Source organism: Cupriavidus sp. 01L45, from assembly GCF_056399885.1.
Window position 1 is genome coordinate 1 of the sequence record NZ_JBFTSG010000103.1, and the last position, 11,717, is coordinate 11,717.

Annotated in this window: 12 protein-coding genes and 1 pseudogene; 6 read left to right on the plus strand and 7 right to left on the minus strand. The window is 64.0% G+C overall.

The genetic code is table 11. The annotated features are described in order from the left end of the window. From AC1DT6_RS39225 to AC1DT6_RS39245, 5 genes are all read left to right on the plus strand, one after another. Positions 1–1,296, plus strand: a 1,296-nt coding sequence (locus tag AC1DT6_RS39225; protein ID WP_477115526.1) for a polymorphic toxin type 43 domain-containing protein, incomplete at its 5' end; no start/stop codon positions are given. A gap of 744 nt (positions 1,297–2,040) precedes the next feature. Further along, the gene (locus AC1DT6_RS39230) at positions 2,041–2,472 is read left to right on the plus strand and encodes a hypothetical protein (protein ID WP_441636873.1); all 432 of its coding nucleotides are present in this window, start codon (positions 2,041–2,043) and stop codon (positions 2,470–2,472) included. Positions 2,473–2,512: 40 nt separating this feature from the next. Continuing rightward, positions 2,513–2,710, plus strand: a complete 198-nt coding sequence (locus AC1DT6_RS39235) for a DUF4926 domain-containing protein (RefSeq protein ID WP_441636889.1) — start codon at positions 2,513–2,515, stop codon at positions 2,708–2,710. 348 nt (positions 2,711–3,058) lie between these two features. After that, positions 3,059–3,469, plus strand: a complete 411-nt coding sequence (locus AC1DT6_RS39240; RefSeq protein WP_441636875.1) for a hypothetical protein — start codon at positions 3,059–3,061, stop codon at positions 3,467–3,469. After that, positions 3,466–3,924 carry a DUF2846 domain-containing protein gene (locus AC1DT6_RS39245; RefSeq protein WP_441636877.1) on the plus strand — a complete coding sequence of 153 codons (459 nt, stop codon included), beginning with the start codon at positions 3,466–3,468 and terminating at the stop codon, positions 3,922–3,924. Before AC1DT6_RS39240 ends, AC1DT6_RS39245 begins: the two co-directional genes overlap by 4 nt. Positions 3,925–4,032: 108 nt before the next feature. On the opposite strand, the gene AC1DT6_RS39250 is transcribed toward AC1DT6_RS39245, so the two are convergent. Further along, complete coding sequence (locus AC1DT6_RS39250; RefSeq protein WP_441636878.1) at positions 4,033–5,295, minus strand: serine hydrolase domain-containing protein; 1,263 nt, start codon at positions 5,293–5,295, stop codon at positions 4,033–4,035. 522 nt (positions 5,296–5,817) lie between these two features. On the opposite strand from AC1DT6_RS39250, the gene AC1DT6_RS39255 reads away from it, so the two are divergent. Next, complete coding sequence (locus AC1DT6_RS39255; RefSeq protein ID WP_441636880.1) at positions 5,818–6,993, plus strand: OpgC domain-containing protein; 1,176 nt, start codon at positions 5,818–5,820, stop codon at positions 6,991–6,993. A 48-nt stretch (positions 6,994–7,041) separates the two neighbouring features. On the opposite strand, the gene AC1DT6_RS39260 is transcribed toward AC1DT6_RS39255, so the two are convergent. The 6 genes and pseudogenes from AC1DT6_RS39260 to AC1DT6_RS39285 form a co-directional block, all read right to left on the minus strand. Beyond that, positions 7,042–8,550: a gamma-glutamyltransferase family protein gene (locus AC1DT6_RS39260; RefSeq protein WP_441636881.1), complete on the minus strand. Its 1,509-nt coding sequence runs from the start codon at positions 8,548–8,550 to the stop codon at positions 7,042–7,044. Positions 8,551–8,619: 69 nt separating this feature from the next. Next, on the minus strand, positions 8,620–10,161 hold the full coding sequence (locus tag AC1DT6_RS39265; protein ID WP_477115527.1) for a hypothetical protein: 1,542 nt from the start codon (positions 10,159–10,161) through the stop codon (positions 8,620–8,622). Between the two features lie 224 nt (positions 10,162–10,385). Next, positions 10,386–10,718 (minus strand): 2Fe-2S iron-sulfur cluster binding domain-containing protein, encoded by a 333-nt coding sequence (locus AC1DT6_RS39270; protein ID WP_276286659.1) that lies wholly within the window; start codon positions 10,716–10,718, stop codon positions 10,386–10,388. A 61-nt stretch (positions 10,719–10,779) separates the two neighbouring features. Continuing rightward, a complete protein-coding gene (locus AC1DT6_RS39275) occupies positions 10,780–11,103 on the minus strand; it encodes a ferredoxin (RefSeq protein ID WP_441636885.1) in 324 nt (107 codons plus the stop codon). Positions 11,104–11,130: 27 nt separating this feature from the next. After that, positions 11,131–11,496, minus strand: coding sequence for a 2Fe-2S iron-sulfur cluster-binding protein (locus AC1DT6_RS39280; RefSeq protein WP_441636887.1), 366 nt, complete (start codon positions 11,494–11,496; stop codon positions 11,131–11,133). Between the two features lie 74 nt (positions 11,497–11,570). Beyond that, positions 11,571–11,717: pseudogene (locus AC1DT6_RS39285) on the minus strand (TenA family transcriptional regulator); the annotation flags it as partial.

Here is an 11,717-nt window from a genome sequence, read left to right on the forward strand (position 1 = left end):
GGCGCGACGGGGACGCTCGCTCAGCAAGCCGCGGGCTTCGTTGGCACGGGCTTGATCAATGCTGGCGTCAGTACGGCGTTCAACGGTGGCAGCTTCGGCAATGCGCTCAAGGGCAGCCTGGTGGCACAGGCGGCGGCGCTGGGAGCCAATAGTATCGGTGCGAACACCGATCCAGGCTCCTTCCAGAACATTCTCAGCCATGCGGCGCTCGGCTGTGTCGCGGGCGCGGCCGGCAGCGGGGACTGTGCGTCAGGGGCGATTGGCGGCGCAACCGGCGCAGTGATATCGCCGCTGGTTGGCGGGGCGCTGGGGATTGAGACGAACGCTGACCGTGCCAATTCGCTGAATCAAGCCATCGTGATCGGCGCGGCGATGTTGGCTGGCGGTGGGCTGGCGGCGGCCCTTGGGCAGAACGCGACAGCGGCAGCTGGCGCGGCGCAGAACGAGGCGCTGAACAACTACCTAAGCCTCAAGGATCGGCTGACGCTTGAGAAGGCCAAGCGGGAATGCGCGAACGGCGTCTGGACGTCGTGTGTGGCTGCCAATATTAATGCTGAAAGGGATCAGAAGAGTAACGACATTCTGGCCGATGGCCTGACCAAATGTGAGGGAGGTGGCTGTCAGTCCCTTGCCAACTGGATTCAGGATCAGAAGACATCCCTGGGTTGTGGGTCCGCCAGAGGCCCCACAGACTGCCAACTGCTGGACAAGAGCTGGCAGATTGCTCAGGCGAAGGCGCAGGGGCTTGAGCTGCCGACCTTCTCGCCGGATGACTTGATCGGCACTGGATTGATCAAAGGGATGCTTACGGGTACGCTCAAGGGTATTGGGCTCTTGGGAGCAACGAGGTCGGTAGGCAATGATGTAGCTAAGGCAATTGAGGAGCAGCTTGCCGGACGCACGGCAGCACCGGTCTTCTCAGGCTCTGGTCCTGCTCCGGGCATCATAGCGATTACTGACAACACGTCGGTCGGCGCTTTGAAGAACTACTATCCTTCGGGCGGCGGTGTGGAGTTTGTGTACGATCCGACAACAAGTACCTTTGCTGTTGGCGCTCCCAAAGCTGGGCTATTCGATGGCTCGCCGCATCAGAAACTTGTTCAGTCAATCGGTGCAAAGGACGAGAACATCGTAGGTGGAACGTTCAGCCGAGCACCAGATGGTTCGATCATCACAACTGAGAATAGTGGGCACTATGGACAGAACTGGACGCCTCAGATCGAGAAGCAGTTCCAGGAATGGCTTTCGAAGCGTGTCGGCGTTACAGTGAACCATCAACGTTGGGGAAGCCGATGAAAACCCGAATGATCTTTCCGCCGCGTGTTGAACATCAGAACATCTGGCTTGTGAGCATAGGTCGGATAGAACTCGGAGTGGGGCTACGGGGAGAATGGTGCTTTCGGGTGGGACAACGATTGGTGACCATCTCGAAGCCTGACGACACAATGCCCTTACTTCCATTGCTCGAGACCGGAAGGACAGCGTTTTACGATCACGTGAGCCGCGCCGTTCAAGTTCGTCCAGAGCTGGCGGAGGCTGCCCGCTCATTTCCAGAGGTGCTTCTACTCGAGTTTGCATTCGAATCTTCTGTCTCTGATTACTGGCCACTTAAGGCGATGGATTGGCTGGATCTAAATTCAGTTCTTGTATCGGAGCTTCGCGGGACGTTGCGGACGCTGCTATCGCGAGGCTGGGCAACGCAACGACTGAGACAGAGGGTTGATACGGTAGTCAACCGCCGGATTTGAGGACGGTTGGGGTCGTGGGGCAATCCCGCTTAGCCTGCTCTCAGTTCGCAGGGGGGTAACTAACGAGCAGAGTGAATGACTAACCCACCCCCAGATGTGTGTACAACACGAGTGTTGTACACACATCCACACACCGGACGAATCCACGAGGTCATCTGCGGCGCCCGTCGCGGATTCCCAGGTCAACTTTCCTCGAGCCTTCCTTGCACAGGACGGCGTCACATTCTATTGCGATCGCAAGTCTGCCCCTTTGGCTAGACCTGCGCGCCTTGCATTTTTTAACGAAATCGGATTGCGCGGCCAAAAACCGCGTCTGGGGCAAAAACTTGCACCCGAGACCTGCATCGGGGCGCTGACCACCCGCGAAGCCTTGCTGCGTCTAGGATTGCGGGGCGTCGCCAACGTGGGACGTGTCGGGTGCTGGATATGGTGCCATTGGCGGAGCATCATCTACGGCCCTGGCGCCATTCATCGGTGCGGCGGTAGTGGGCAGCGGAGCGGCATCGCCTCTGCATTCGGTCAGGATCCATTCGCGGCAGCCAGCGCGGCGCAGAACGAAGCGCTGAACAACTGTTCCATGCATGAGTGCTGGAACGGTGTGAAGGACAAGCTGACGAGCTTCGGGTCGGCCGTTGCAAGCTGGTTTGCGACGCCGGAAGGTCAGCTAACCAGCGCGATGGCGGCGATTGCCGGCGACATGGGCGGCAGGCTGATGGTTGCTTGAAGTTGAATACACCTTTCTTGGGTTTTACGAAGGGACGTTAATGAAAATTCCACTTTACAACCGCGTCCGCTATGTTGGTCGAGAGGGATCGTATGAGGGGCTCAGATGGGGGGACATCGGATACGTTATCGAAGACTATTGCGATGGCAACTACGAAGTAGAGTTCTCTAATCCCGATGGGACGACGAGAGTTCAAGCGGTCCTCGCAGGCCGCGATCTGGAGCTGGCTGAACGTTAGATAAAGACGATGAACCCAGCATGCATCTGACGTTGGCGAATGGTGTATCTATTGTGAAAAGAGCAATGATGTTGCAGTGATAGGTTTGCGTGACGCGGACGGCATCGGGAAATTCGAAACTGCTCTGGAGAAATTGTGGGCCAAACCGATCGGTTACAGTGTGGCGCCAGGGGTTACTCCAGAACTACGGGCGGTCTCGATAGCAAGATAGGCTAGCTCCGATAGTTGCTAGGCCAGTGAGTGACGACATGGAGCGGGTATGCCAAGAGGGCCCAGGACGTGGCAGTCAAGGGTTCCCATTGGCACCGCCACGCATTTCCCGAAGTATGGCTTCAAACGAATTTCATAATGTCTCCATTATTTTCTCTACGTCTTCGTCGCCGCTGGCCGGTGTTCGGCGCCAGCCTTGCGCTGCTCGGCTGCGCCCCAATGATCGCAACGGCACCCTCAAGCGTCGAGCTCGCCCAGGACGGGGCTGCGGCTCACTCCATACAACTCTTGGCGCCTGCGTTCGTCCGGCTTGATACCGGTTATACCCGCCAGCTCGCGGCGCATTCCGTCTGGAAACGGGTGGGCCGTTTGCCGCAAGGGGAAGTCTACCGGCCGGTCGGAACGATTTTCACGATTGAAGGCCGTCAGGTCCACGAAGCCTACCTGGTGCTCAAAGACAACAAGCTGGTGGGCTTCTATTTGCCGGGGGAGCAAAACTATTCCCCGCTTTCAACCGCAGTACCCCTGACCTTGGGAGAAATTGAATGAAACGAGTTGTACGTATGGTAATTGGAGGAATGGCGATATCGTTCCTGATGGCGGGTTGCGCGTCGGGTGTGAAGCATTCCGAGATGGCGGCCTCTATCCCAACGATCAAGCCCGGGGAAGGTCGCATCTATTTCTTGCGCTCGGCATCCATGTTCGGCGCCGCGATTCAACCCGACCTTCGCCTCAATAGCCAGGTCGTCGGGGAATCCAAGCCCGGTGGCTTCTTCTTCGTGGATCGTCCGGCCGGCAAATACGTCGCCTCGGCATCGACGGAAACGGAGAAGACGCTCAGCTTCGTTCTCGATGGTGGGGAAACCAAATACGTGCGCAGTTCGCCGTCGATTGGCCTGATGGTCGGCCGCGTAGTGCTGGAGTTGGAGACGCCGGACAAAGCCAAGGAGGAGCTGTCTTCCCTGAGTTATACCGGGGATGTAGCGAAGACCTCGGCAAAATGAGCTAGCGACCCAGCCGGAGCTACACCGAAGGCACGGCAGCCGACGACATCCACACACGCGCCAATCCGAACTCAGGCTCGACATCGTGTGTCACGGCTCGCCGGGCGTTTAGCCTGCTCCGCCCCCCGCCTCCGTGATCGCGCTGTAGACCAGTGTGCGCAGTTGGCGGCGCACCGGGTAGGCGGAGGAGGGCAGGAGCTGGGTCAGGAACAGTCCGATCAGGTCCTCCTGCGGATCGACCCAGAAGAAGGTGCTGGCAGCGCCGCCCCAGAAGAAGTCGCCGGCGCTGCCGGGGATCAGGGTGGCCGCCGGCGCCACCGTGGTGGCGAAGCCGAGTCCGAAGCCGACGCCATCATAGTTGGCCTCGCTGAACATCGAGCGCGACATGCGTGGCAGGTCCACCCCGCCGGGTAGATGGTTGGATGTCATCAGCGTCAGCGTTTTCGTCCCCAGCAGACGCACTCCGTCCAGTTCGCCGCCTTGCAGCAACATGCGCGCGAAGCGCATGTAGTCGGCGGCGGTCGACACCAGGCCGCCGCCGCCGGAGATGAAGCCGGGCGGCTTCAGGTAGGGGCTGGTGAGGGGATCGTCCTGCAGTACCGGCTCGCGCGTGGATACCACCTTCGAACCAAGCGTGCCGACGGCGTAGCAGGCGCAAAAGCGCGAGGCCTTCTCTTCCGGCACGTGGAAGGCGGTATCAACCATGCCTAGCGGATCGAATATCCGTTCTTTCAGGAAGGTCTCGAAAGGGATTCCGCTGACCTTGCCGACGAGGTAGCCAAGCACGTCGGTGGAGACCGAGTAGTTCCAGGCCTCGCCCGGCGAGAACTCGAGCGGCAGCTTGGCCAGCTTTTCGATCATGTCGTCGAGCGTGCCGTCGGTGGCGAGTTCGCCCAGCTTCAGCTTGCGGTAGGCCGCGTCGACGTTGGTGTTTTGCTGGAAGCCATAGGTCAGGCCGGAGGTGTGGCGCAGCAGGTCGACCACCAGCATCGGGCGCGTAGCCTGGCGCGTCTGGAAGCTCTCCATGAAGCCGCCGTTGTAGACACCGAGGTTTTCCCATGCCGGAATGTACTTGCCGACCGGATCGTCCAGGGCGATCTTGCATTCCTCGACCAGCATCATGACTGCCACCGAGGTGACGGGCTTGCTCATCGAGTAGATGCGGAAGATCGAATCCTCGGCCAACGGAACCTGCCGCTCGCGGTCGGCCAGGCCCAGCGCCGAGTTCAGGACCAGTTCGCCGCGCCGCCACACCTGGATGAGGGCCCCGGGCAGCTTGCCGGTCGCGACATAGGCTTCGTCGACGAAACGTTCGACCCGGTCGAGCCGCTCCCGGGACATCCCCTGCGTTTTCCTGCCTTGCATATCCATGTCTCCTCCTGGTTATTGCCTTCATGTCCTTGAGCTACCCGGCGATGTGACGAAGTCCCAGGCGTTGGCGCCGAACACGACATAGAACAGGAAGGCCCTGTTGTCGCACGCCTGATGGAAATCACGAGTCCGGTCGGATAGCGCGTTGTTGTGGTCCTCGGCTTGTGCGCGGTGTTATGAGGCCGATGATAGCCGATCCCTCTGGAACGACAGGGCAGGCTCTTCCCGCACCCTGGCTCCTGCCTCTCCCTAGGGTAATCCCCAATATGCCGTATCATCTCGCCCTGGCGCCGCTTTGCCAGGGCTGTTTGCCGTCCTCGCCAGCGTGCACGTCCGTCGCACTTTTTCCGGTATTCAGGGACAAAGCCATGTGACGGCCCAGCAGCATGCTGAACGCCAACCGGCCGCGTTCGGGTGCTGAACCATACATATTGAATAAACAGGGGCCAGGGATTGGTGGCCTCGGAGACATCCGGACGCTTTGTCGGGGCCCCGGATTGCCAGGTATTCCAGGAGTTGCTTTTGTCCAAGATCGAAACCCAGCGCAGAACTGAGGTTGACCTGATTCGCGGCATCGCGCTGATCTTCATTGTGGTGGACCACGTGAACGGCAGCGTGCTGGCCGATTACACCATCCGCAATTTCGCGTTCTTCGACGCGGCGGAGATTTTTGTCTTCCTGGCCGGCTATTCGGCAGGGGCGGCCTACATAGCCATGGAGGCGCGGCATGGCGCATCCGCCGCGCAGAACCGCCTGATCCGCCGCAGTTGGGAGATCTACAAGGCGTTCGTGCTGACCGGCGTGCTGATGCTGGTCTTCGGCTTGCTGCTGGCGCTGGCGCGGGTGCCTGCGCCGGCGATCCGTTCCACGGAGGCGCCGGTCTTCATGGCGCATCCGTTCAGCACGCTGATCGAGGTGTTCAGCGTGGCGCGGCAGCCCTTTGTCTCCGACGTGCTGCCGATGTACGCGGTCTTCATCCTGTTCGCGCCGCTGGCAATCCGTATGGCGCGGGCCATGCCGCTGACTTTTGTCGGCGCGAGCGCGTTGCTCTGGCTGATGGCGCCGATGCTCACCCCGCTGCTGCCGAGCAGCGATGGCAATGGCTGGAGCTTCAACCCGTTCGCCTGGCAACTGCTGTTCGGCCTGGGCCTGATGGCGCGCCTGCGGCCCGATATCATCCTGCCGCGCCAGGCGCTGGTGCGCTGGGTTGTGACAGGGCTGGCGGTGGCGGTGACGCTGGCCTGCGTGTTGCTGGCCTACCTGTGGATGCGCCCGCATGTGTACGAGCCGTGGCTGCCCGCGTGGCTGCCGACCATGGTGTTCCCGCTGCCCAAGAAGAGCCTGGCGGCGCTGCGCATCGTGAGCTTTCTCGGGCTGGCCTGGTTGTGCTACCTCGCGGTGCGCGCGGGCTGGGTGGCGCGGCTGGCATCGGTGATGGGGCCGGTCGTGCAGATCGGCCGCCACAGCCTGTTCTGCTTTGTCTTCGGCGCAGTGGTGTCGGTGGTGATCGAGGGCTTTACCCACGGCATTGCCGGCGGGCGGCCTTCGCGGCCCATCGCGCTGGGTGGCGACATCGTGGCGGTGGCGCTGCTGCTGGTGATCGGCGGCTGGTACGGGCGGCGCAAGGAAGAGAGGAAAGAGGCGCGGAGAGAAGAGAGCAAGGAGGGGCGGAAGGAAGAGCGGAAGGCGCTCGCCTAGGGCGCCTTTGGTCAGGCCGGTCGTGCGGCCTGCGCGCCGGGCGGGGCTCTACCCGCCCAGCGCGATGCCGTCCTTGCGTTTGTCCGAGGCGCCGAGCAGCGCGCCCGACGCGTCGCGCATGACGATCTGCGCGCCGCCGAAATCGCTGCGCCCACCGAGTTCGCCCAGGCCGGCGGGGTCCGCGTAGCCAGCTTCGCGCAGGGCCCGCACGATGTCCGGCGGCATGCCGGCTTCGATGGCAAGGGCGGTATCGGATTCAAGGCGCCAGCGCGGCGCGTCGAGCGCAGCCTGCAGCGGCTGGTGCCAGGCGGCCAGCCTGACCAGCAACTGCAGCTGGCCCTGCGGCTGCATCAGCCCGCCCACCACGCCGAAGCCGGCGTGCAAGCGGCCGCCGCGCAGCGCCGCGCCGGGCACCACGGTGTGATAGGGGCGCTTGCCGGGGGCAGGGCTGTTGATATGGCCGGGGCCCGCAAAGCCGAAGCCGCGGTTCTGCAGCACGAAGCCGCAACCGGGCACGGCAATGCCCGAGCCGAAGCGCTTGAAGATGCTGGTCATCAGCGTGACCGCCAGTCCGTCGCGATCCACCACCACGGTGCAGACGGTGTTGCCGGCCGGGTCCGCCACGGTTTCGCTGGCGTACCGCATGGCGCGGCCCATGGCCTGCACGGTACGTACCACGGCTGCGGGATCGTCCTGCGCCAGCATGGCGGGATCGAGTTCCCCCAGTTCGTCCAGCGCATGCAGGATGGCGACGCCGTGTGTGTTGGGCGGACATTCGAGGATCGTCAGGCCGCGAAAGCCGGTGGAGACGGGGGTGCAGAAATCGCCCCGGTGGGCCGCGAAGTCGGCCGCTGCCAGCGCGCCGCCGGCATGGCGGCTGGCCGTTTCGGCGGCCTGGGCGGGTTTGCCGAGGTAATAGGCATCGGCGCCTTCGGCGGCGATAGCGGCCAGTGTGGCGGCCAGCTCCGGATTGCTGAAGGTTTCGCCGGCGGCCGGGGGCCGGCCAGCGCGATACAGCGCGGCGCAGACCGGATCTTGATGCAGCACGCGGTCGAACAAGGCCCATTCCCGCGCCGCCACCGGCGCTACCGCGAAGCCGTCGCGCGCCAGCGCGATGGCGGGGGCGAACAGCCGCTTCCACTCCAGCCGGCCGTAGCGGCGGTGCAGGTCTTCCCAGCCGCGCACCGCGCCGGGCGTGGTCAGCGACAGGGCGTGGCGTTCGGGGATGCGCTGCCTGGGCAGTGCCGCCAGCGCCTCCATCGGGAACGCGGCGGGTGCGCGGCCGGTGCCGTTGTAGCTCACGGCGTGGCCATCGGGCTCGACGATCATGGCCAGCATGTCGCCACCGATGCCGGTGGCCATCGGCTCCACCACGCCCAGGATGGCATCGGCCGCGAGCGCCGCGTCGATGGCGCTGCCGCCTTCGCGCAGTACCTGCAGCGCGGCCTCGGCGGCGAGCGGGTGGCCGGTGGCGACCATGCAGTGCGCGGCGCGCACGCCTTCGCCGCCGGCGATGGCAGGGGTGGCGGCAGGATTGGCGAAAGCTGTCGTTCTCATGCGTGGCGTTCCAGGGGAATCAGATTCGTTTCAATCGGGTTTGACGCAGCGGCATGCGTGAGCGGTTCCTCACCGCCACAGCACCACGGCGCACATCGTCGATACGGCAAGACCCGCCAGCACCGGTATCAGCAACGCCCGCACCGCATCGAGCACCGGCACGCGCGCGAAACCGGTGATGGCCACCAGCGAGGACCAGGCAATCAGCGTGCCGCCACCGGTCCAGACCGCGCCCATCTGGCCCACCGCGCACAGCRTGGCTGCGTCGATGCCGACGGTCGGGCCCAGCGCGCCGGCCAGCGTGCCGGTCAGCGGCAGGCCGGCAAAGCCGGAGCCGTCGATGCCGGTGATCATGCCCACCAGCAGCACGCCGAAAGCCACCATGACGTGGTTGTTGGGAATCCATTGTCCGGCGCCCTGGATCAGTTCGAACAGCAGGCTCGGCGCATGGCCGGGGCCGATGTGCAGGATGGCGCCGGCGGTATCGCCCGCGCCGATAAAGAAGAAGCCGGCGATCGGCAGCACGGAGCCCATCGCCTTGAAGGCAAAGACAAAACCATCGGTGATGTGCTCCGCGCTGACATCCAGCATCTTGCGCGGGCCCTCGGCCGCCAGCGTGCACAGGATCATCAGCAGCGCTGCCATGCCGCCGACCATGGCGGCCGCCTCGCCGCCCTTGAGTTCGGCCACGCCCAGGCCCAGCCTGGGCACGACCATCAATGCGATCACGGCGGCGAACGCTAACGGCGTTAGCACGGCAAACACCTTCGACCACTTGATCTGGCGAAGCTCCACCATCGACAGGCTGCGCGCGATATTGGCATCGGTGCCGAGCGGCTCGTCGTGCGCGGTGCCGCGCGCCAGTGCGCTCTTGTCGAAGCTGCCGGCGGCTTCGGTGCCGGCCAGGCTGGCATCGGGCGCGCGGCCTTGCCAGCGGGCCAGGTGGCCGGCATTGGCGGGACGGATCTGGGCGCGGATGGAAAAATAAGCCATCGTGAGCGCGATGCCGCCGGTGATCAGCGACAGCACCAGCGCGCGGTCCGCCACCATGGCGGCGCTGACCGCGGCCCCGGCTGCCTTGGCGCTGATGCCCGGCGCCACCCCGATCACATAGTCGGACGACAGCGCGGTACCCTGGCCCGCGATGGCGATCGCCATGGCGCCGGCCAGCGGCGGCAGGCCGGCGGCGATCGCGGCGGGCAGCAGGATGGCGGATACCAGGGGGATGGCAGGCGTGGGCCAGAAGAACAGCGAGATGGTGTACGTGATGGCGGCCAGCATGAAGTAGGCAGCGTGGCCGTTCTTCATCACTGCGCGGAAGGGCTCCACCATGCGCACGTCGGAGCGCAGCGCCTTGAGCGAATTGAGCAGCGCCGTCATCAGCGCGATCACCAGGAAGATATTGAACAACTCGCGCGCCGCCACGAAGCTGGCGTTGAAGATGCTGGCCAGCGCACTGACCGGGCTATGGGTCCAGGCCAGCGTGACGAGGAAGGTCGCGACGATCGCGGGCACGACCACGTTGGCGCGAAACACCATCGTCAGCACGATGGCAAGGACGCCGGCGAGGTAGACCCAGTGGGCCGCGCCCAGGGCGATATGTGATTCCATTTTGGGGCTTGTCTCCTGTGCCGGCGTGGCTGGGTGGGGGCCGCCGGTCTGTGCCGAGGGGGCATCGTAGCTGGCCTGGCACCGGCGCGGCAACCCATGGCGTGGCCGCCCTGCGCGCAAGTGCGCGGCAGTTCCCCTTCATGGCCGCCATGCGCGCGTTGCGTCACGTTGCGGCCGGGTGCCGTGCCTGCGCCGGGGCGGGCAGGACACGGCGACTGGCGCACTTATCCGGCGACTGTCCCGACGGCCTTCGCCGGGCTCACCTGGACTTCCCAGGACACGCTGATATCGCCGTTGACGAAGGTCTGGCAGGCCATGCGGTAGCCTTCGCCAAACTGCGCCTCCGTCAGATGCTTGCGTTCCTTGGGCTTGATGGCGTCGGTGAACGCCAGTCCGCGTTCGATCTTGCACTTGCAGGTGCCGCACAGGCCGCCGCCGCACTTGAAGGGGATGCCGCCTTTCTCGCGCAGGGAAACGCGCAGCAGGTTGCTGTTCTCGGGGGCGCTGACGACCTTGCCGCCGTTGCTGACAAAGGTGATTTCAATCATGGAAACGATCCGATTGCATGAGGGGGCTGCCCGGCGCTATGCCGGCCATACTCGGTTTATTCAGCGCGCGCTATTCACGCCTTACCAGTGAGATGTCCATGCTGCCGAAGGTGGACAGGCGCTTGAGCTCGTCGCGGGCTTCCTGCAGCGTGTCGAACTTGTCGAGGAATTTCGAGGGCACGTAATTGATGGCCGGCGCCTGCCGGCTGGCGGCATCGGCATCCTGGCCGGATTCCTCTATCACCTTCACCTTGACCGGATGCGCCATTTCGGCGATGACGAAGTGCGCGGTCTTGCGGCCGTAGAAGAGATAGTCGTATGCCTCGACGGCCACCAGCCCCTCGACCAGTTCGGTCCTGAATTGCCCCGGTTTGCTGCTGAGTATCACGTACATGACTGCGCTGCCTGGTGGTTGCTGGTGTTACTGCGGGCTGGCCGGGATGCAAGCTTGCGCAACGTTGGCCACACTGCTCGCCGTGGCGTTCTCCACCGGCAACTCGTCCTGGCTGAGCTCGATGTCGTGCTCCAGCCAGATCTGGCAGGTCAGGCGATAGCCCTGTTCCAGCCGCTCGCCCAGTTGCTTCTTTTCCTTCCAGTTCGGAGGCGGCAGGTGCTCGCCGCCGGCGATCACGCGGCAGGCGCACTTGGAGCATTTGCCCATGCCGCACTCGTAGCGCAGGTTCGGATAGGGAAACTGCTTGATCCCCGCGCGCACCACCAGGTTGGTGCTGGGCTTGACCTCGTCCTCGAAGGTCTGGCCGTTCTTGTGAAATACGACTTTCGGCATACAACGTTTCCGCAAGCGGTCTGTGAGGGGGGGAGCGGCCGGGGCAATGCGCCCGGCCTCGTTTTATTGCGGGCTCAGGCGGCCATGCCCAGTTCAGGCAGGGAGATCTCCTGGGCGACGTAGTCGTGATAGAGCGCGGTGGTGTAGAGCAGGCGCATCTGTGCGCCGATCTCGCAGATTTTCAGGCAGCGCTGCTGCAGCTCGGGCGTGTCGGCGTGTTC

What these genes read in the sequence shown, in the direction of transcription:
- AC1DT6_RS39235 (WP_441636889.1), top strand. Translation starts at nt 2,513, where the DNA reads ATGAAAATTCCACTTTACAACCGCGTCCGCTATGTTGGTCGAGAGGGA.
- AC1DT6_RS39240 (WP_441636875.1), top strand. Translation starts at nt 3,059, where the DNA reads ATGTCTCCATTATTTTCTCTACGTCTTCGTCGCCGCTGGCCGGTGTTC.
- AC1DT6_RS39245 (WP_441636877.1), top strand. Translation starts at nt 3,466, where the DNA reads ATGAAACGAGTTGTACGTATGGTAATTGGAGGAATGGCGATATCGTTC.
- AC1DT6_RS39250 (WP_441636878.1), bottom strand. Translation starts at nt 5,295, where the DNA reads ATGGATATGCAAGGCAGGAAAACGCAGGGGATGTCCCGGGAGCGGCTC.
- AC1DT6_RS39260 (WP_441636881.1), bottom strand. Translation starts at nt 8,550, where the DNA reads ATGAGAACGACAGCTTTCGCCAATCCTGCCGCCACCCCTGCCATCGCC.
- AC1DT6_RS39275 (WP_441636885.1), bottom strand. Translation starts at nt 11,103, where the DNA reads ATGTACGTGATACTCAGCAGCAAACCGGGGCAATTCAGGACCGAACTG.
- AC1DT6_RS39280 (WP_441636887.1), bottom strand. Translation starts at nt 11,496, where the DNA reads ATGCCGAAAGTCGTATTTCACAAGAACGGCCAGACCTTCGAGGACGAG.